This window comes from Flavobacterium gelatinilyticum, assembly GCF_027111295.1.
Lineage (GTDB): Bacteria > Bacteroidota > Bacteroidia > Flavobacteriales > Flavobacteriaceae > Flavobacterium > Flavobacterium gelatinilyticum.
Map to the genome: position 1 here is coordinate 4,868,242 of NZ_CP114287.1, position 20,400 is coordinate 4,888,641.

At 34.0% G+C, this 20,400-nt stretch carries 21 protein-coding genes; 9 read left to right on the plus strand and 12 right to left on the minus strand.

Features of this window, described 5'->3' with window-relative positions:
- Window positions 1–308: 308 nt before the first annotated feature.
- Entirely contained in the window at window positions 309–974 is a 666-nt protein-coding gene (mnmC2, locus tag OZP11_RS21085) for a tRNA (5-methylaminomethyl-2-thiouridine)(34)-methyltransferase MnmC2 (RefSeq protein WP_281232463.1), read from the plus strand.
- 167 nt (window positions 975–1,141) lie between these two features.
- Window positions 1,142–1,339 carry a hypothetical protein gene (locus OZP11_RS21090; RefSeq protein WP_281232464.1) on the plus strand — a complete coding sequence of 66 codons (198 nt, stop codon included), beginning with the start codon at window positions 1,142–1,144 and terminating at the stop codon, window positions 1,337–1,339.
- A 26-nt stretch (window positions 1,340–1,365) separates the two neighbouring features.
- Here OZP11_RS21090 and OZP11_RS21095 read toward each other — a convergent pair whose 3' ends face one another.
- On the minus strand, window positions 1,366–2,313 hold the full coding sequence (locus OZP11_RS21095) for a LysR substrate-binding domain-containing protein (protein ID WP_281232465.1): 948 nt from the start codon (window positions 2,311–2,313) through the stop codon (window positions 1,366–1,368).
- 109 nt (window positions 2,314–2,422) lie between these two features.
- Here OZP11_RS21095 and OZP11_RS21100 point away from each other — a divergent pair, with 109 nt between their 5' ends.
- The 4 genes from OZP11_RS21100 (at window position 2,423) to can (ending at window position 5,793) form a co-directional block, all read left to right on the plus strand.
- The gene (locus OZP11_RS21100; protein ID WP_281232466.1) at window positions 2,423–2,902 is read left to right on the plus strand and encodes a Dps family protein; all 480 of its coding nucleotides are present in this window, start codon (window positions 2,423–2,425) and stop codon (window positions 2,900–2,902) included.
- 133 nt (window positions 2,903–3,035) lie between these two features.
- Window positions 3,036–3,317, plus strand: a complete 282-nt coding sequence (locus OZP11_RS21105; RefSeq protein ID WP_281232467.1) for a hypothetical protein — start codon at window positions 3,036–3,038, stop codon at window positions 3,315–3,317.
- Between the two features lie 80 nt (window positions 3,318–3,397).
- Complete coding sequence (locus tag OZP11_RS21110; protein ID WP_281232468.1) at window positions 3,398–5,044, plus strand: SulP family inorganic anion transporter; 1,647 nt, start codon at window positions 3,398–3,400, stop codon at window positions 5,042–5,044.
- 113 nt (window positions 5,045–5,157) lie between these two features.
- Complete coding sequence (gene can, locus OZP11_RS21115; protein ID WP_281232469.1) at window positions 5,158–5,793, plus strand: carbonate dehydratase; 636 nt, start codon at window positions 5,158–5,160, stop codon at window positions 5,791–5,793.
- Between the two features lie 50 nt (window positions 5,794–5,843).
- Here the strand turns inward: can and OZP11_RS21120 are convergent, their stop codons facing one another.
- The 4 genes from OZP11_RS21120 to OZP11_RS21135 form a co-directional block, all read right to left on the minus strand.
- A complete protein-coding gene (locus tag OZP11_RS21120; RefSeq protein ID WP_281232470.1) occupies window positions 5,844–6,539 on the minus strand; it encodes a hypothetical protein in 696 nt (231 codons plus the stop codon).
- A complete protein-coding gene (locus tag OZP11_RS21125) occupies window positions 6,518–7,378 on the minus strand; it encodes a hypothetical protein (RefSeq protein WP_281232471.1) in 861 nt (286 codons plus the stop codon). Before OZP11_RS21125 ends, OZP11_RS21120 begins: the two co-directional genes overlap by 22 nt.
- Before the next feature lie 92 nt (window positions 7,379–7,470).
- Entirely contained in the window at window positions 7,471–8,673 is a 1,203-nt protein-coding gene (locus OZP11_RS21130; protein ID WP_281232472.1) for an LETM1-related biofilm-associated protein, read from the minus strand.
- 109 nt (window positions 8,674–8,782) lie between these two features.
- Window positions 8,783–9,310, minus strand: a complete 528-nt coding sequence (locus OZP11_RS21135; RefSeq protein WP_281232473.1) for a superoxide dismutase family protein — start codon at window positions 9,308–9,310, stop codon at window positions 8,783–8,785.
- A gap of 213 nt (window positions 9,311–9,523) precedes the next feature.
- Between OZP11_RS21135 and OZP11_RS21140 the strand changes: the two genes are divergently transcribed.
- The 3 genes from OZP11_RS21140 to OZP11_RS21150 all read left to right on the plus strand — a co-directional run bounded on the left by OZP11_RS21140 (window position 9,524) and on the right by OZP11_RS21150 (window position 11,073).
- A complete protein-coding gene (locus OZP11_RS21140; protein ID WP_281232474.1) occupies window positions 9,524–9,958 on the plus strand; it encodes an META domain-containing protein in 435 nt (144 codons plus the stop codon).
- A gap of 7 nt (window positions 9,959–9,965) precedes the next feature.
- Window positions 9,966–10,490 (plus strand): DUF4251 domain-containing protein, encoded by a 525-nt coding sequence (locus OZP11_RS21145; protein WP_281232475.1) that lies wholly within the window; start codon window positions 9,966–9,968, stop codon window positions 10,488–10,490.
- A 97-nt stretch (window positions 10,491–10,587) separates the two neighbouring features.
- Entirely contained in the window at window positions 10,588–11,073 is a 486-nt protein-coding gene (locus tag OZP11_RS21150; protein WP_281232476.1) for a hypothetical protein, read from the plus strand.
- Window positions 11,074–11,136: 63 nt separating this feature from the next.
- On the opposite strand, the gene OZP11_RS21155 is transcribed toward OZP11_RS21150, so the two are convergent.
- The 7 genes from OZP11_RS21155 to OZP11_RS21185 all read right to left on the minus strand — a co-directional run bounded on the left by OZP11_RS21155 (window position 11,137) and on the right by OZP11_RS21185 (window position 20,241).
- Window positions 11,137–12,231, minus strand: a complete 1,095-nt coding sequence (locus tag OZP11_RS21155) for a glycoside hydrolase family 18 protein (protein ID WP_281232477.1) — start codon at window positions 12,229–12,231, stop codon at window positions 11,137–11,139.
- A gap of 223 nt (window positions 12,232–12,454) precedes the next feature.
- Window positions 12,455–14,245 carry an acyl-CoA dehydrogenase FadE gene (locus OZP11_RS21160; protein ID WP_281232478.1) on the minus strand — a complete coding sequence of 597 codons (1,791 nt, stop codon included), beginning with the start codon at window positions 14,243–14,245 and terminating at the stop codon, window positions 12,455–12,457.
- A gap of 56 nt (window positions 14,246–14,301) precedes the next feature.
- Window positions 14,302–14,652: a four helix bundle protein gene (locus OZP11_RS21165; RefSeq protein ID WP_281232479.1), complete on the minus strand. Its 351-nt coding sequence runs from the start codon at window positions 14,650–14,652 to the stop codon at window positions 14,302–14,304.
- Between the two features lie 128 nt (window positions 14,653–14,780).
- The gene (locus OZP11_RS21170; protein ID WP_281232480.1) at window positions 14,781–15,962 is read right to left on the minus strand and encodes a thiolase family protein; all 1,182 of its coding nucleotides are present in this window, start codon (window positions 15,960–15,962) and stop codon (window positions 14,781–14,783) included.
- A gap of 106 nt (window positions 15,963–16,068) precedes the next feature.
- Window positions 16,069–18,459: a 3-hydroxyacyl-CoA dehydrogenase/enoyl-CoA hydratase family protein gene (locus OZP11_RS21175; protein WP_281232481.1), complete on the minus strand. Its 2,391-nt coding sequence runs from the start codon at window positions 18,457–18,459 to the stop codon at window positions 16,069–16,071.
- 38 nt (window positions 18,460–18,497) lie between these two features.
- Complete coding sequence (locus OZP11_RS21180; protein WP_281232482.1) at window positions 18,498–18,983, minus strand: MarR family winged helix-turn-helix transcriptional regulator; 486 nt, start codon at window positions 18,981–18,983, stop codon at window positions 18,498–18,500.
- A gap of 220 nt (window positions 18,984–19,203) precedes the next feature.
- Complete coding sequence (locus OZP11_RS21185) at window positions 19,204–20,241, minus strand: helix-turn-helix transcriptional regulator (RefSeq protein ID WP_281232483.1); 1,038 nt, start codon at window positions 20,239–20,241, stop codon at window positions 19,204–19,206.
- Between the last annotated feature and the right edge of the window lie 159 nt (window positions 20,242–20,400).

Here is a 20,400-nt window from a genome sequence, read left to right on the forward strand (position 1 = left end):
TATGTAAAGTTTTTATCTAAATTTGAATTCTTAACAGATGAAAATCTAATGTAATGATCTGATGAAGAATAGGTTCTATTGAATGCAAAATTACGGAAAAATATATAATTTCCTTGGTAAAAAAGCATTAATTCCGGCTTTTGACTGAGATTTATTTATCTTATAATAAACCTAAAAATTTAGCAGAGATTTATAAAGAATTTATGAAAAAACTATCGATTTTTAAGGCTTTACGCATTTGTTTTGAGTATTTTTGACGATTAAAACAGATTCAAAATCAGTTAAACTCTATTGAAAAATTCGAAATCGTGAAAAGGGAAATAATTAAAACGTTAGATGGCTCAATGACAATTCATTTAGAAGAATGGAATGAAAGTTATCATTCAAAACATGGTGCTATTCAGGAAGCAAAACATGTATTTATAAAGAATGGTTTGTCATTATTTGAGAATAATCCGGTGAGTATTCTGGAGATTGGTTTTGGAACGGGTTTAAATGCTTTTATTACGTTTTTAGAATCAGAACAAAAGCAGCAAAAAATAGATTATGTTGGGGTAGAAGCATATCCGGTAAAAGCAGAAGAAGTTCTGGCGATGAATTATGTGGCCGAACTTAACGCATTGGAATTTGATAACATTTTTGAAAAAATGCATAAAACGGAATGGGACAAGAAAAACGAAATTAGCAGCCAGTTCTCGTTAACCAAAAGGAAACAATTTTTTGACGAAATAAACGATTTTGAAATTTTCGATTTGATTTACTTTGACGCCTTCGGATACAGGGTCCAGCCGGAGCTTTGGAGTACTGAGATTTTTCAGAAAATGTACAATAGTTTAAAGCCAAACGGAGTCCTTGTTACTTACGCTGCACGAGGTGTTGTTAAAAGAAGCATGATTTCTGTAGGATTTACTGTAGAAAAGTTGGCAGGACCTCCTGGAAAACGAGAAATGTTTAGAGCCTTTAAAAAGGTTTAAATGAATTGTTTAGAATGGTTCTATATTGATTTATGCGTATTAAGAAAACGTATTCGCTGCTAAATTTTTTAAAAAAATAAGTTAAAATGAATCTCAGTGATTGTTATTTGATTAAATTTGTTGCGAGTTTAAAAATATAGATAACCCCCAAAAAATCTTATTTTATTATGTCAAAAATGATGTTTGATTACACGAAATCAATACTTGAGAGAGTTAGTTTCGATCCGGTACTTTTCTGCAAAGAGTTAGAAAAAGCTATCAAAACCCTGTTACCATATGAAATGGAGCAGTTACAAGAATGGTTACTAAGTTTTGTAATCGAAAAACCAGAACTACAAGAAAGTCTACTACTAATTAAAGTATAAAAAAAGGAGCCGAACCGGCTCCTTTTTTATTGCTGTTTTTTTTGCAGCGGACTTATAATCTGCACATTCTGAAAAACAATGGCTCCTTTTATAACTCCGGCTATTGTAGATCGCAATGCGTCAATGATATGCATTTTTAATTCGCTCTTCGGGTAAATTAAACTTACCTCACGGGCAGGTTTTGGTTCCTTAAAATTGCGAAGTTTCAGTTTATCTGATTCTTTTAAGTCTAAAGTGTGCAGATATGGTAATAATGTCGTGCCCAAACCTTCGTCGGCTAATTTAATAAGGGTTTCAAAACTACCGCTTTCGATCTGGAAGTTGTTTTGTTCTACATCTGATCCGTTTTTGCACAGATTTAAAATTCCGTCTCTAAAACAATGTCCGTCCTGTAATAACAGAATTTCGTTTAAGTTCAAATCCGTAACTTCGATTTCCTGTTTCTCAAAACTGGCATGATGCTCGGGTATATAGGCTACGAAAGGCTCAAAATACAATACTATTTCTTTGATTTTTTCGTCTTCAAGCGGTGTTGCGGCGATTGCAGCATCCAGATGACCGTTTTTTAACTTCACAATAATTTCTTCGGTATTAAGCTCTTCAATTAAAAGTTTAACCTTTGGGTATTTTTTAATGAAATTATTTAGAAACATTGGCAGAAGTGTCGGCATAATGGTTGGAATAATCCCTAAACGGAATTCGCCGCCAATAAAACCTTTTTGCTGCTCCACGATATCCTTAATACGATCCGCTTCGTTTACAATATTTTTAGCCTGGTTTACTATCTTTTGACCAATATCAGTAAGCTGAATTGGTTTTTTGCTTCTGTCGAAGATTAAAATATTAAGTTCTTCCTCAATTTTCTGAATCTGCATACTTAATGTTGGTTGCGTAACAAAACATTTTTCGGCAGCAAGAGTAAAGTTTTTGTGTTCGGCAACAGCTAACACATATTGTAATTGGGTTATCGTCATTTTGATAATAAATTTTGATGCAAAAATAAGAAAATATAATTTTTAATTATTTAATTTTTTTGAAAGTTACTTTAAATTTGTAGTAAATTAGTGAAAAAAAATACAGATTATGAAAACAAATATTTTAGGACTGCCTGTAAAAGAATCAGAATTATTAGTAAAAGAATTGAATGTGTTATTATCCAATTTTCAGGTATACTATCAAAACCTTCGCGGGATTCACTGGAATATCCGTGGAAAACGTTTTTTTGATTTACACGTAAAATTTGAAGAACTATATACAGATTCACAATTAAAGATAGATATGATTGCCGAGAGAGTTTTGACAATTGGAGGAACGCCTCTGCATACTTTTGAAGATTATATCGCAAACAATAAATTAGCGGTTGGAAAGAACATTTCAAACGATGAAAAAGCGGTTCAGCTGATCGTAAATTCGCTTTCGGATCTTTTAAAGATAGAGAGGGAAATCTTAAACAAATCAGGAGAAATTAACGATGAAGGAACAAATTCTATGATGAGTGACTTTATTGCAGAGCAGGAAAAAACGATCTGGATGATGAATGCATGGCTTGATGAAACTTTGTAATTTGTTGTTTGATAATAGTTTAAAAAGCAGAATGGTCTGATTTGATCATTCTGCTTTACTTTTTTTGTTAAAATTGTATAAAATTTTTCGCTCATTGCTTTGATTTTATTTGTTTAACGTTATTTTTGTTTCAATGAAATTTGTAGCCCGCATATTATTATTCATATTTATTGCCTTCTTATCGACCCCAACCATTGTTCAGGCGATTAAGAAAGGGAATAATACGGTAATGTCTTTTAGTATTGCGGAAGAAGAAGTTCACAAGGAACTTAAAAATGTTGTTCATCCCGTTGTTTTAGAGCATGAGGTTTTACTGCCTGTTTGTGTAGAAAAGAAAACCATTATCTCTGAAAACATTGTAAAATTAGATAATATCTCTCCGAGCATATTTGCTCCGCCGCCCAATTTAATATAATACTTCCGATTGTTTTGAAAGTAACTGTATTTATCTAAATGCAGTCAGTTCTTTATATATCAATTTTTTAGTATTGTATTATGACAAAAAAAATCAATCTTTTTGCCAACCTTAAGTCTGACTTTGCTTCAGGTTTAGTGGTTTTTCTGGTTGCTCTTCCATTGTGTTTAGGTATTGCAATGGCTTCTGGAGCGCCGTTATTTTCCGGAATTATTGCGGGTGTTGTGGGTGGTATCGTTATTGGATATTTAAGCCAGTCGCATATTAGTGTTTCCGGACCTGCAGCTGGTTTAACTGCTATTGTTTTGACTGCTATTACTGATTTTGGCGCTTTTGATGTCTTTTTATTGTCAGTTTTCATTGCAGGTATTATTCAGTTAGTATTAGGATTTCTAAAAGCCGGAAGTATTTCAAATTATTTCCCTACAAACGTAATCGAAGGAATGCTGGCGGGTATCGGGATTATTATTATTCTAAAACAAATTCCGCATGCATTTGGTTACGATGCTGATTTTGAAGGCGATCAGGCTTTTATTCAAAATGACGGAAGTAACTCATTTTCATTTCTGTTCGATGTTTTAAATCATATTCATTTAGGTGCCGTTGTAGTTTCGTTAATTTCACTTGTAGTATTGATTGCGTGGGATAAAGTACCTTTTTTAAAACGATTAAAATTGGTGCCTGGAGCTCTTGTGGCTGTTATCCTTGGCGTTGTGCTAAATGAATTTTTTATTTCTACCGGAAGCTCACTGGCAATTGCAAAAGAACATTTGGTTTCTTTGCCTGTTCCAAAATCTTTTGATGAATTTAAATCAATTCTGGTTGCACCGGACTTTACTGCCGTTTCAAATCCGCAGGTTTGGGTTGTGGCTGTTACAATTGCCATTGTAGCTTCTATCGAAACGCTTTTATGTATCGAAGCATCAGACAGAATGGATGTTCAAAAACGATATACAAACACCAATGTCGAGCTTAGAGCTCAGGGGGTTGGGAATATTGTAAGCTCACTTTTAGGCGGTCTGCCAATGACTTCTGTCGTGGTGCGATCATCTGCCAATAATAATGCAGGGGCAAAATCGAAAATGTCTGCTATTATTCACGGTGTGCTTTTATTAATTAGTGTATTATCTATTCCGACTATTTTAAATAAAATTCCACTGGCCACATTGGCTACGGTTTTGATTTTGGTTGGATATAAATTAGCAAAACCAGCAACTTTTATGCATTTCTGGGAAAAGGGAAAATACCAGTTTATCCCTTTCATTGCAACTTTGGTCTTTGTTGTTGCGACAGATTTGCTAAAAGGTGTTGCGTTGGGTATCATTATTAGTATCATTTTTGTTTTAAGAGGAAATCTTAAAAGAGCCTACAATTTCAAAAAAGAAGAATACGAAGATGGTGATATCATTCATATCGATTTAGCTCAGGAAGTTTCGTTCCTTAATAAAGCGGCAATAAAGCAGACTTTAAGCGATATTCCTGAAAATTCAAAAGTAATTATTAATGCTCATGACACGGAATATATTGCTCATGATGTTCTGGATTTAATTCGGGAGTTTAAAGAAACCCGCGCTGTAGATGAAAACATAAAAGTAAAACTCACGGGTTTTAAAGAGGCTTATGAACTGGAAAATACTCCGGATAATGCCAATCATGTTACTATCGAACATTATTATGATGTGGCGAAAAGGGAAGTGGTTCGAAAAGAAGTTATTAGAGAAGAATAATTAAAATAAGACATTTTTTAGATAAAAGAAGTCTCAAAATTTAGGTAACTTTACATTCAAGTTCTTTTTGAGACATTTTTAGAATTAGAAATTACCACACAAAAAATAAAAAAATGAGAAAATTTTATGAGCAGTTATTAGAAAATAATAAAAAGTGGGTTGAAACTTCATTAGCAAAAGATCCTAATTATTTTGCTGATCTGGCAAAAGGACAACAGCCGCCATTATTGTGGATTGGATGTTCTGACAGCCGTGTTCCTGCAAACGAAATCGTTGGTGCAAAACCGGGTGAAGTTTTTGTACACAGAAACATTGCTAATATGGTTGTTCACTCTGATATGAACATGTTAAGCGTTTTGGATTACGCGGTAAATGTTTTAAAAATAAAGCATATAATCGTATGCGGCCATTACGGATGTGGTGGTGTAAAAGCAGCAATGGGAAATCAGTCTGTAGGGATTATCGACAACTGGATCCGTCATATTAAAGATGAATACCGTTTACACGATAAATATTTAAATTCAATTAAAGATGAAACAGAGCGTTTTAATACCTTTGTTGAAATCAATGCGAAAGAACAAGTTTACAATTTAGCTAAAACATCAATTGTTCAAGGAGCTTGGAAAAACGGTCAGGACCTTATGCTTCACGGCTGGGTTTACGGATTAAATTCTGGTTTTGTAACCGATTTAAATGTTACCATCAGTTCAAACGCGGAACTTGATAGTGTTTATCAGTTAGATTTATAATAGAAAAAAATCGCCCTCAAAAAGGGCGATTTTTTTTATTCGTTTTTCGTTTACAAATAATAACGTGAATTATTTATGCATCCAGAATACCAGTCATCCAGAATATCGTGATAATAATTACTTAGATAATTAATATTTATTTCATACGATTTATCAGTATCTGAATAGTAAATACGGACATTGTTGTTGTCAATTTTAAATCTAGTAACATAATTATTCTTAATTGAATTTTTTAAAGGTAGTATCTTGATTTTTAGACTATCATAGTATTTTATTATTTTTTTCTCACTTGTTAAATCTGGTATTTCTTTTTGGAAATGATTTTGGTTATAAACTTTTATAAATTTATAAAACAATTTGCCGTCTCGAAATAAATATGTTATTATTCTGTTGTTTAAATCGTTTTGAAGATAATTAATATTTTTTCTCTTCTTAATAGAATCTTCTCGATAAAAATGTCCTAATTGGGTAGGGTATATTTCTCCTTGATCGTTTTTTTCGGGTTTTACGTTTGTAAACATGTCGTATCTAACGATATATTTAATAGTGTCATTGATTTTGTCTTCATCATCAATGGTATCTGTATATGAATATTTATAGAAGCCGTTTTCTTCTAATGCTTCTTTTGTAATAGGATTAATCAAATAATGATTAATCCTTTCTTGTTTTTTGCAAGAAGGAGCTAATATTAATAATATCAAACTGACAATTATACTTTTATTTATTAATTTGTATTTATTCCCCATTCTTTTAATTCATTTAAAGTATCTCTTTTTAAAGTTTTTTTATCTTTTAATCTCTGAGGAGATACATAGCCATTTGAATTATCTCTTTCATATTTTTGATACATTGTTTGCTCGTCAAGATAAACAGGTCCATTTACAGGGTATGTATATTCTGCAAGACTAAAACGAGGCTCTGCGCTTAGGGCAAATCCTAAAATTTTTATTGCAGTATCAGCAATTACTGGGGCTTTTCCAGGTACAAAACCTACTGTAGCTGTTGTAATTCCCAAAAGACTTAATTTGTTATTTAACTCATCACGGTTCTCAGAAACTTTTAAATATGTATAGTTGACATAAGTTCTGCGATTGCAGATAGAAGCTTGTATAATATATTCATGAAACTTTTTTAATAAATATATTTTTCCATTTCTAAAAGTAATCTGCTTGTTTTTTATTATCAGATTATGAAGTTCTTTCTTATCGACACATCTTTCTATTTCCTTACTTATTTTGGATTTTGAATCTAAAATGTGTTTTCCATTACTGTAAATTAATTTAAATTCAGTATTTATTTTTTCTCCTTTTATTATTCGTCCTTTATTATCCATATAAATAGTCAAGGCACTCAAATAACAATTTCTAGGAGTTTTTGACTGATATTCTCCTTTTTCAACAGGATCAGTATAACATTTATTTAATTCTAAAGATGTTAATGCAGTTATGCAATGAAATAATCCATTTATTTTCATTGATATACTTTGTGTGTAATATGATCTGTACAAATCTCTATACTGATATTCTTCCCAAGGTTCAGGTACAATATCTGGTTCATAATCACCAAAACTAATTGATACTCCCATTTTTATATTTTTACAGTTTAAGTAAAAATATTTCATATGAATGAAATTAAGGGGAAATTAAAGGTGAAAAAGTATTAAAATAAGACGTAATTTTATTCGTTTTCGTCAAGATTTTCATTAAATGCTGACGGTAACATTGTTGGGATAAATTTTATCAGGATTGGAAGTAATAAACTACCGCCCGGAAGTAAAAAAATAGTCAGCGACGGAATTGTTTTACAAATGTCCAAAAGCTGTTTTTTTACTTTTTTCTTTTCTTTTGCATCGAGATCCCTTGTAGTGGAGTAGGCCAGTAAAACCATCAATTCCTTACTCTGAACGATTTCCTTAATTAACCTGTTTTTGTTTCTGATGATCAGTTTTACCACACTGTGTGTCATCTGATCGTAAAAATGTTTAACAGGATTTGAGTAATTAAAGTACGGAATTTTCTTTTTATGAGTTGTGATAAAAGTATGTGTTGTATCGATACTTTTGGCAACAAAATCATCAGAAACCCCCATTGTAGAGCCTAAAGAATATAAAAAATACGATTCTTCGTTTTCAACCACACCGTCACTCCACAGTGCCATTCCGGCCATATCAATCAAATAATACTGCTCCAGTTTGTTTTTGAAATAATCAAGATTTAAGGTTTCCAGAGTTTCAACCGTAACTTTCGAGAATTTTGAATAGCGGATTGAAGCTTCAAAAAGTTTAATCAGTAAATCATCGTGCTGTGATTTAGAGGTTTTGGTTTTTAAAGCCAGACCAACAATTCCTAAAACAGTTTCTTCAATACGTTTTAAATATTTTTCGGGAATTTCACCATGTTCGAGGTATTGCCTAAAAGCCAGAACATCAATAAACAGAAGAGCATTGGTTACCAAATGCGAAAAGTTTTTGCTGATGATACTGTCGTTTGTCTGTACCCTTTGATCTATTATAGTTTCTAATGAAAGTGAAGGACTGTCTTTTGGAAGAAGCATCTTAAACAAATTGAAACCTTCCGGATTCATCTGCTTGTAGAATTTTAAAACTTCGGTTATAAAATTATTGGGTTCAGAACTTCTTTTCTCTAAACAAAAAACATTATAAAGTGTATTTAATAAAGCTGTTTTTGAGATTTCGGTTTTAAACCATCCTTTAATTTCAATTGGAATTTGAGAATCGATTGCAATAATATGTCCATAAATGAACCCCGTTTCTCTCACTTTATAGTAAAACGAATCGGTAGTTTCAAAAGGAATTGCTTCTGAAAACTTCTGTTCACTAAAAAATTTATCGATCCAGCCTGGTGCTGATGGGTTAATCATTGCATTATATTTATAACTGCAAAGCTATATTTTTTTCTTGTTTCAGGAGGTATTAAAATAAAATAACCACTAGATTTTGTGAAAAATAGTGGTTATCGTAATTTTTTACTTATTTAATGATTCCGGCACATGCAACTCTTCCGCCGGCATCTCCGGTTGGCTGGGTTGTAAAATCATCTTTTCCTTTATGTACGATTAAACCTTTCCCAATTACGTTTTTGGTTTCATCCTCACATCCTACACACCATTCATCTGTTGTAAAAGTAATTGTTCCGTTACCGCTTGCATCAGCTGTAAAGTTTCCAATATCGCCTTTGTGATATTCTCCAACTCCCCATTTTCCATGTTTTTTGAAAGTAGGGTTCCAGTGTCCGCCAGCTGAACTTCCGTCTGCCGACGTACAATCTGCTTTTTCGTGAATGTGGATAGCGTGAACTCCCGGTTCTAAACCGCTTATTTTTGCAGTAAACGTAACTTTACCGTTTTTTTCGGTAAAAGTGGCAGTTCCGGCAACATTACTGCTGCTTTTTGGTTCTAAAGCTACCGTTAAAGTTTTAGCATCATTTGACTTTGTATTTGTCTTACAGCCAACTATTAATGCTGTAATTATAGCGAAAGATACGATCAGTTTTTTCATTTTATATGGGCATTTAGATTTAAGATTAAGTAAATTTAACATAAAATAACGGAATTGATTAACTCTAAAAGTTAAAAAAAAGTCAAACTATACTTCGTAATTTAATATCGATTGAGCTCAAAACCGAAAAATATTGCTTAAATTCGTGTAACTTTAGTGAGTAATTTCTTAAAATACCACTTTTTAAATCACTCACATTTAATTCTAAACGTTATGATGAAAAAGATTTTAATGTTCGTTATTTTTACTTCGGTACTGGTTTCATGCAATTGTGCTAAAAATAAAAAAGGAGATGCCGTTTCGAATCTTGAAGGCAGCTGGATTCTTACCTATATAACAGAACCACGAATTACTTTTGATGGTCTTTATCCAAATAAAAAACCAAGCATACATTTTGACTTAAAAGAGAACGGGGTTTCCGGAAATAACAGTTGTAATTCTTACAGTGGAAAAATGGTTTTAGACGGAAATAAAATTGATTTGACAGCGCCCATGATTTCTACCAAAATGATGTGTATGGACGGGCAAGGTGAGTCTGTTTATATGGGTACGCTTCAAAAAGTAACTTCATACGAAATAACAGATGGAGGCAAAACTCTGAATTTTATTTCGGATGGCATTACTACGATGAAATTTACCAAAAAATAAAACGAAAATGAAAACCGGGTTATATATTTTTATGCTTCTGAGCTTTTTAAATTTTTCTGTTTATGGACAGGAAAAGACAAAAAAAGAGCTGAAAGCTGAAAGAGAACTGAAAAAGCAAAAAGAAATCGAAGCGTTGATCGATGGTAAAAATTTTGTTTTTGAAGCTCAGAAAGTGACACCGCAGGGAGGAAGGCTCATAAATCTAGATTATAGAACTTATTTCCTGAAGTTTAATACCGAAAATACAACCTGTGATCTTCCTTTTTTTGGACGCGGCTATAATATTGGATATGGAAGTGACGGGGGTATTAAATTTGAAGGAAAACCCGAAAATATAAAAATAGAAAAGGAAAAAAGAAAATACACTCTCAGAACTACCGTAAAAGGGAAAGATGATGTTTATGATTTGATGTTTACCATCTTTTTTGACGGAGGTGCTTCTCTTTCGGTAAATAGTAATAACAGGGCTGCGATTTTTTATGACGGAGAAATAAGTGCGCCAAAAACAGATAACAAGACAGATAAAAAGTAGAGATTGATTTAAGTTTGATGAAATCTGTCCGGAATAGTTTAGCAAGTTAACAATCAGAATGCATAATTATTTAGAAACACATTTAAAAATCAAAACTATGAAGAAAGTATGTCTTATTTTTATTATGGCTCTTGCCTCGTTTTCATCTTATGCACAATCTACATTTAAAGAAGATGTGGATGTTTTACAAAGTGTTTACGGAAAAACTAAAAGTGATTTGGTAAAACAGTACATGAATCTTTCTGATTCGCAATCTGCCGCTTTTACCAAAGTTTTCGATAATTACGAAACCGAACGAAAAGCACTCGGACAAACCAAATTTAAACTGATAAATGATTACGCGGCCAATTATGAAACCCTTACAGATGCTAAGGCAGACGAACTGGCCAAAGGAACTTTAAAAAATCATATTGATTACGAAAAACTCTATTCTAAAACATATAATCAGGCAAAAAAAGCGATCGGAGCGATTAATGCTGCTAAATTTATTCAATTAGAAGTGTATCTGCAGACAATTATCAGATCTGAAATTTTAGAGTCGATTCCGTTTATTGGAGAACTGGATAAGAGTAAAATTCAGTAATGATAGCATTATCGAATAAAAAACGGCAGTTACTAAATAACTGCCGTTTTTGTTTTTATAGATTTATTTAGCTGATTTTACTTCGTAAATCGCATTTACCATTCCGTTTTTCGGACTGTCTAATGTCAGTTCCCAGAACATAATTCCGCCTAATTTCTTAGCTTTTACATATTCTGTTTTTGCTTTTACAGATTTAATATCATCAGATGTTGCAAATGTTTTGTTTTTGGCATTGTACCAATATGGTGCTTTGGCTTTGTCATCCCAAAAATATTTCCAGCCGTTTGCTTCTGTGTACGTTTTAGCATAATCTTTATAATTTACACCCTCTACATGTTTTCCGGCCTGATATAATCCGTTGTTAATATCTTCAACATTAATCCAGGTTCTGGTATAGAATGCAGCACCAATTACCAGTTTTTCAGCAGGAACACCTTGTTTTAGTAAAAAAGTAACCGCTCTGTCTGTAGATTCTTCGTTTGGACTTGTACTGTATAAGGGTGTATGATGCCCTGTAACCTGAGAATATCCGTTTACTAAATCGTAACTCATAATATTAATGCGGTTTACCAATGGCGTCACAGCCTGCCAGTCTATAGATTCATCCAGATATTTTTGAAAACCTCCGGCAGCAAAACTCAATTCGTATTTTTTACCTAAAGTTGAACGTAAAATCTTGATAAGTTCTGTAAAGTTAGGTTTGTCAACTGTCTGATATAAATGTCCCGGAAGACCTTCGATTGCAGGATATTCCCAATCTAAATCTAACCCGTCTACTTTAAAATAATCGCTGACTTCTTTTACCGATTTTGCAAATTTTAATCTGCCTTCGGCTGTAGAAAATGCTTCTGAACACGGTTCGCAGCCTCCCCATCCGCCAAGAGAAAGAACGATCTTTAATTGCGGATTTTTAGATTTTAAAGAAACCAAATGTTTAATAGTAACCGAGTCTTTAGCAGAATCAACACTTAATTTGCCATCTTTTAAATGACAGAAACTAAAGATAATCTGATTTAATTTATTGATTTCGTATTCGTCAATAAGTTTAGAATCGCCCGTGTAATAGGCGATGATATCCATTTTTTTATTTTTTTGTGCGAAAGTATTACTTAGACCAAAGCACGCTAAAAACAATGCAATTAGGGTTGTTTGTTTCATTTTTTCTGGTTTTTTAGGTTTTTTGAATGCTAAATGTACTGCAATAGATTTGAATTTTAGCAGCCCTGCACCACTTTAAAAGCTAATTTTAACGAATATTTCGCAAGAACCTGCAAAAAAATTGCGTTTTGCAGCCGATATCTTTCGTTTCAGAAAAAATAAACCCGCACAGTTTCGGACAAGTGCGGGTTTAAACAAATTAAAAGCTAAAAACTATTTTGTATTAGAAACAGTAAGTGTTTTCTGCAACTAATTTTTCTGCGATTTTTTCTCTCAACGCTACTACGTTTGGCAGGTTCGTATATTTAGTGAAACGTTTAAGTCCCATTAACATCATGCGTTGCTCGTCGCCTTCAGAGAATGAAGCGATTCCTTCTTTTCCTCTTAAGTTTACGATATCTACGGCTTTGTACAAGTATAATTTTGCCATTGCAATCTGCTCTTGTACTTTATCTTCACCTTGAGATTTTGCTAATTTTTCAGTTCTTAAGATGGTACTTTCAGCCATATAGATCTCGATCAAGATATCAGCAGCAGCCATTAATAACTGTTGGTGAGAATCTAAATCTGGGCCGTATTTTTGAACAGCGCTTCCGGCAACCATTAAGAAAACTTTTTTCAGGTTTGCCACGATTACTTTTTCTTCTGAGAATAATTCAGAGAAATCCGGAGTATCAAAAGATGGAATTCCCATTAATTCTTCCTGAACTTTCATTGCTGGTCCAAGTAAATCAACATGTCCTTTCATTGCTTTTTTGATCAGCATACCTACAGAAAGCATTCTGTTGATTTCATTTGTGCCTTCGTAAATACGAGCGATACGAGCATCTCTCCAGGCACTTTCCATTGGAGTATCTTCAGAGAATCCCATTCCGCCAAAAACTTGAATTCCTTCGTCAGAACAGTTTTGTACGTCTTCAGAAACTGCAACTTTCAAGATAGAACACTCGATAGCATATTCTTCAACACCTTTTAATTCTGCTTCTTGATGAGAAGTTCCTTCCGCTTCACGAGCAGCGATTCTGTCTTCGATGTCTTTTGCAGCACGATAAGAAGCACTTTCTCCTGCGTAAGCGCTAGTTGCCATTTCAGCCAATTTAGAACGGATTGCTCCAAATGATGAAATAGAAGTATTGAACTGAATTCTTTCGTTAGCATATTTTACAGCTCCAGAAGTAACTCTTCTTTGTGCATCTAAACAAGCCGCAGCCAATTTAATACGTCCAACGTTAAGAGCATTCATAGCTATTTTGAAACCGTTTCCTCTTTCAGATAACATGTTTTCAACCGGAACTTTTGTTTCGTTGAAGAAAACCTGACGAGTAGAAGAAGCACGGATTCCTAATTTATGCTCTTCTTCATTCATAGAAATTCCGTTTGAAGGATCGTTTTCTACGATGAAACCTGTAATATTTTTGTCATCTCCAATACGGGCAAAAACAATGAAAACGCTGCAGAAACCTGCATTTGAAATCCACATTTTTTGTCCTGTGATTGAATAGTATTTTCCGTCATCAGATAAAACTGCTTTTGTTTTTCCTGAGTTAGCATCAGATCCTGCACCTGGCTCAGTTAAACAATAAGCACCAAACCATTCTCCAGAAGCTAATTTTGGAACGTATTTTTTCTTTTGTTCCTCAGTTCCGTAAAGTGTAATTGGCATAGTTCCAATTCCGGTATGAGCACCAAAAGCTGTAGAGAAAGATCCAGTAGCTCCAGAAATGTAGTCACAAACCAACATTGTAGAAACGAATCCCATTCCTAATCCGCCGTATTCTTCTGGAACCGCAACTCCTAAAAGTCCTAGTTCACCTGCTTTACGCATTGAAGATTCTGTATAAGCGTAATCTTTCTTTTCAAAACGATCTTTATGCGCCCATAATTCTTTGTCTACGAACTCTTTTACAGAGTCACGCATCATTAACTGCTCTTCTGAGAAATCTTCTGGAGTAAAGATATCTTCACATTTTGTTTCTTTAACTAGGAATTGACCTCCTCTTGTTTTGTCGCTCATGACTTTTTTGTTTTTTAGATTTTATAGATGAAAGAAGCAAGAAGCAAGAGGAAAGATTAATCTAACTTGCTTATGAAACCTGATGTCATCCTTTGAAATTCAATTATTTTGTTTTCTAATTTTTCTGTTTTTTCTTTTGTTATATAGTCGTTTTGACAAGCTATTAACAATTGTGTCTGCAATTCAAATGACGATCCTAAACTGATATTCAGATAATGTTGAAAATGTTTATTTCCTCTGTTCGAACCTTCGGCAATATTAGAAGGCATTGATACAGAACATCGATTCATCTGACTTACCAAACTATAAGTTTCAGATTTTGGAAAAGTGGAAGTTAGTTTATAGATATCATTTGTAATCTCCATAGCTATAATCCAAATCTTCAAATTCTTAAAATTGTGTTTCATGTTTTTTAAGGCAAGATAAGAAGAAAAATTAAAAGTAAGTTTTTTACTACTTTTTAAAAACCCATTTCAGACTAACTTTTCATCCCAAATAGAAAGTCTTTCCTCTTGCTTCTTTCCTCTAAAAAGTCTTAAAGCACTTCGTAAATCCCAGCAGAACCTTGCCCAGTACCTACACACATAGAAACAATTCCGTATTTGTTGCCACGACGTTTCATCTCGTCAAATAGCTGAACAGAAAGTTTAGCACCAGTACAACCCAGAGGGTGTCCTAAAGAAATTGCGCCGCCGTTTACGTTTACGATATCCGGATTTAAACCTAATTCGCGAGTTACTGCTAAAGCTTGAGAAGCAAAAGCTTCGTTTAATTCGATTAATTCAATATCGTTTAATGTTAAACCAGCTTGTTTCAAGGCTTTCGGAATTGCTTTTACAGGTCCGATACCCATAATTCTTGGCTCAACACCAGAAGAAGCAAAGTTTACCAAACGTGCAATTGGTTCAAGGTTTAATTCTTTTACCATGTCTTCGCTCATGATTAAAACGAAAGCAGCACCGTCGCTCATTTGAGAGGAGTTACCAGCCGTTACACTTCCGTCAGCAGCAAAAACGGGTCTTAAGCCTGCTAAAGCTTCTTTTGAAGTTCCAGCTCTTGGACCTTCGTCTTTACTTACTACGTATGATTTGGTTTCTTTTTTACCGTTTTCGTTAATGAAAGTCTGCTCAACAGTAATTGGAACGATTTGTTTATCGAATTTTCCTTCTGCCTGAGCTTTTAAAGCTTTCATATGAGAATTGTAAGCAAACTCATCCTGATCTTCTCTAGAAACATTGTATTGTTTAGCAACCGCTTCGGCAGTTAAACCCATTCCCCAGTAGTAATCTTCGTGACCTGCAGCGGCAACTTTATAATCCGGAGTTGGTTTGTAACCTCCCATCGGAATATAACTCATACTTTCTGCACCACCAGCAATGATGCAATCTGCCATTCCAGACTGGATTTTAGCCGTCGCCATTCCGATCGTTTCTAACCCAGAAGCGCAGTAACGGTTTACCGTAACTCCTGGAACGTCTTCTACTTTTAATCCCATTAAAGATATCAAACGACCAACATTAAGTCCTTGTTCTGCTTCCGGCATTGCATTTCCAACCATAACGTCGTCAATACGTTTTTTGTCAAAATCAGGCAGTTCATTCATCATAAACTGAATGGTTTCAGCAGCTAATTCATCAGGTCTTTTAAATCTAAAAACACCTTTTGGAGCTTTTCCAACTGCTGTTCTGTATGCTTTTACTATATATGCTGTTTTCATTTGTTTTTGTTTTTTTAAGATTTTTTAGAAGGGAAAGAGGCAAGAAGCAAGAGGAAAGACAAAACACAGTTTTGAAGTCTTGTTTCTTACATCTTTCTTCTATTCTCTAGTTACGAAGTGGTTTTCCTTTAGTTAACATATACTGAATGCGCTCAAGAGTTTTTCTCTCTGTACATAAACTCAAGAAAGCTTCACGTTCGATATCTAATAAGTATTGTTCAGATACTAAAGTTGCTTCAGATAAATCACCACCAGCCATTACGTAAGCTAGTTTGTTGGCGATTTTCTTATCGTGTTCAGAAATGTATTTTCCAGCTTCCATTTGATCCGTTCCAACTAAGAACATCCCTAAAGCTTGTTTTCCTAAAACTTTAATATCGTTTCTTCTGATTGGCTGTGTGTAACCTGCTTCAGCCATTAACAACGCATGTTTTTTAGCTTCTGCAATCTGGCGATCTTTGTTTACTACAATAATATCTTTGCCATGTTGAAGAAGTCCAGTGTCAAAAGCCTCGTAACCAGAAGTTGATACTTTTGCCATAGCGATCGTTAAGAAATACTCTTGAAGAACATTCAATTCCACATCATTTTTGCGGAATAAATCTGAAGCTCTTAAAGTCATCTCTTTAGAACCACCACCACCAGGGATAACTCCAACACCAAACTCAACTAATCCCATATATGTTTCTGCTGCAGCAACCACTTTATCAGCATGTAAGCTCATTTCGCATCCTCCTCCAAAAGTCATTCCGTGAGGTGCAACAATTACCGGAATTGAAGAATAACGAACACGCATCATTGTATCTTGGAACAATTTAATTGCCATGTTCAATTCGTCGTATTCCTGCTCAACCGCCATCATGAAAATCATTCCGATATTAGCTCCAACAGAGAAATTCGCTGCCTGGTTTCCAATAACTAAACCTTGGTGTTCTTTTTCGGCTAATTCAATTGCTTTATTGATTGCAGAAAGAACATCACCACCAATAGTATTCATTTTAGATTGGAATTCTAAGTTTAAGATTCCATCTCCTAAATCTTGGATAATCGCTCCACTGTTGCTCCAAACTTTTTTGCTTTCGCGGATGTTGTTTAGAATAATGAATGAATCTTGTCCAGGAACTTTTACCTGAGATTTTGTTGGAAGGTTGTAGAAATACGTAGCACCTTCTTTTACAGTATAGAAACTGTCGCTTCCAGAAGCGAGCATTTCGTTTACCCATGCAGCAGGTTCTAAACCTTCTGCTTTCATGATTTCGATTCCTTTTGCAACGCCAATAGCATCCCAGATTTCGAATGGTCCATTTTCCCATCCAAAACCAGCTTTCATAGCGTCGTCAATTTTGTATAATTCGTCTGAGATTTCAGGAATTCTGTTTGAAACATAAGCAAACATTCCAGCGAAACTCTTACGGTAGAATTCTCCCGCTTTGTCTGTACCTTTTACTAAAACTTTAAAACGGTTGATTGGTTTATCGATAGTTTTAGTCAATTCTAAAGTCGCAAAATTTGCTTTTTTTGCAGCGCGGTATTCTAATGTGTCTAAGTCAAGAGAAAGAATATCTTTATCTACTTTTTTGTAGAAACCTTGTCCGGTTTTGCTTCCTAACCAATTATTTTCCATCATTTTATTGATGAAATCAGGAAGTTTAAATAATTCATGTTGTTCGTCAGTTGGGCAGTTTTCGTAAATACCATTGGCAACATGTACCAAAGTATCTAAACCAACCACGTCAACGGTACGGAAAGTAGCCGATTTTGGACGACCAATTACTGGTCCGGTCAATTTATCAACTTCTTCAATTGTTAATCCCATTTCTTTCACTAAATGGAATAAACTCTGGATTCCATAAATACCAATTCTGTTTCCAATAAATGCCGGAGTATCTTTAGCAACAACCGAAGTTTTTCCTAAAAATTTAGAACCGTATTCATTTAAGAAATCCAATACTTCGTTTGAAGTTTTTGGACCTGGAATAATTTCAAATAATTTTAAGTAACGAGCAGGGTTAAAAAAGTGCGTTCCGCAGAAGTGCTGTTGGAAATCTTCGCTTCTTCCTTCGCTCATAAAGTGAATTGGAATACCAGAAGTATTAGAAGTAACCAAAGTTCCCGGTTTGCGGAATTTGTCGATTTGTTCGAATACTAATTTCTTAACATCCAAACGCTCTACAACAACCTCGATAATCCAGTCAACATTAGCAATTTTTGCCATATCGTCTGTTGTATTTCCAGTTGTGATTCGGTTTGCGAATTTCTGACTGTAAATAGGAGAGGGTTTCGATTTTAATGAGTTCGCCAAATGGTCATTTACCACACGGTTGCGAACGGCTTTACTTTCAAGCGTTAATCCTTTTTTAGCTTCAGCTTCTGTCAACTCGCGAGGCACGATGTCAAGCAGTAAAACTTCAACACCAATGTTGGCAAAATGACAAGCTATACCTGAACCCATAATTCCGGATCCAATTACAGCAACTTTTTTAATTGTGCGTTTCATACTTTCTTATTTGTTTGTAGGAGCAGATGAATTATAGATTATTCATTTGCTGTGTTTTCTGTTTGTTTCGCCAGTTCGCTGACGTTCGTGTGATTAAATATTTTTTTGTCCTGAATTAATTCATTAATGATTTCCGAAACTTCAATAAAATGCTGCAGTTTTTCGTCTGAAACATGTTTTCTTACTGATTCATTGAATTTCAAGACTGTATTTTTAGATAATTCTCTTTTTTCTTTTCCAAAATCAGTCAGGTAGATCAAAACGCCTCTTCCGTCACTTGGGTTTTTCTTGCGAACAATTAAACCTTTATCTTCCATTGATTTTAAGGTTCTGGTTAAGCTGGTAGCTTCCATTCCCATTCTTGGGCCCAGGGCGGTCGATGGAGTTCCTTCTTCCTTATCAATACTTAACAGAGCAAATCCCGTTGCCATTGTAGCATCGTATTTTGCAGCCTCTTCATTATACATTCTTGAAACAGCCTGCCATGTAGCTCTCAAAATATAATCTATCGTTTTGTCTTTCATAGGTAACTATATCGATTTCAAATATAAAGAAAAAATACTATGCATGCATATTATTTTTTCATAAATTTTTGGTTATTTAAAAAATCCCTCTGATTTCGAGGGATTTGAAGTGATTTTATTTTGAAATATACTATCCTTTTTTTATATTTTAACAATTTAGGTAAAGGAAAAATATTTTTATTGTATTTATTTTGGTTTTAATTTGGTATTATTTAAAAAATCATGCATTTTCTTCTGTAGATTCATTCGAATTATATCTTGAAATAGCACGTTCTAAGATCTTTTTCATACGATTTCGTAAGTTCTCCGGACGCAGTACTTCGATGGAATCACCAAAGCCCAAAAGCAGTCTTTCCATCTCATAATTGGGAGAAATAAACAAATGAACTATAACACTTCTATCTTCATTTTCCTTAATTACTCTTTGAGATGGATGAAGAGGCTTGGTGAGTACATAAGGCGCGTTCGAAGCATCAATCCAAAGTTCAACTCGTCTGGGCTGTAAACCTGAATTTACCGTAACGCCAATAATATCCTTATAATAAGATTCGGCATCAAAATCTTCTTCTATATAAGAAAGGTTAAAATCGTAATCTATAGAAACGATTCTGTCTAAAGCTAAATTGGTAATGGGCTGCGTTGCTTTTTTCTTTCCAATTAAAAACCAGCGATTATTGAATTCTTTTAATATAAAAGGATGAAAGTGGAATACAGTTTCTTCTCGAGATTTAAAAGATTTATAAGTAATAATCAAAACCATCTTTTTGATAATGGCCTGATAAATTTCATCCAAATAATGAAGTCCTTTTAGTTTTTCATTTTTATCCAGATAAATTACCGGCTTAGTATGTGATTTTTCAGAATAGATTTTATCTTCCAATCGTTGTAGAATATCTGATACATCATTAAATAAGGAGAAATCTTTGAATTGCTTTAACATTGAAACAGTTTCGGTCAAAACATTCATATCGGTTTCCGTCAGCGGAATATCGGTTATCGAAAAATCTTCGTCTTCATATTTATAATATTTTTTATCGTAAACCACGATTGGCGCATTATAACCCAATTTTTCACTACGCATCATCTGGATATCCATTTGAATGGTTCGTTTACTGATCGGAATCTTGCGTCCCTCATATTCTTCCAAAGCCTGAGAACAGCATTCGATTAAATCTTCAAGTGTCCATTGCCTGTACTTATTTTGCAGACATTTGTCGATGGTTTTGTATCGGATTAAGGCGTTTTTGTTTTGTGACATATTGAAGTTTTTTTAATCTCTATTATCTCGTTTTCGTCTTTAATTGAAAAAGAGAAGATTGCTTTGATTTTAAATTTTATTGCTAAAAATACACTTTTTATTTAGTGCGCAGTCAGCTGCGCAGTTAGAAATTTTTTGCAGGTCTGAAATCCGTATTTG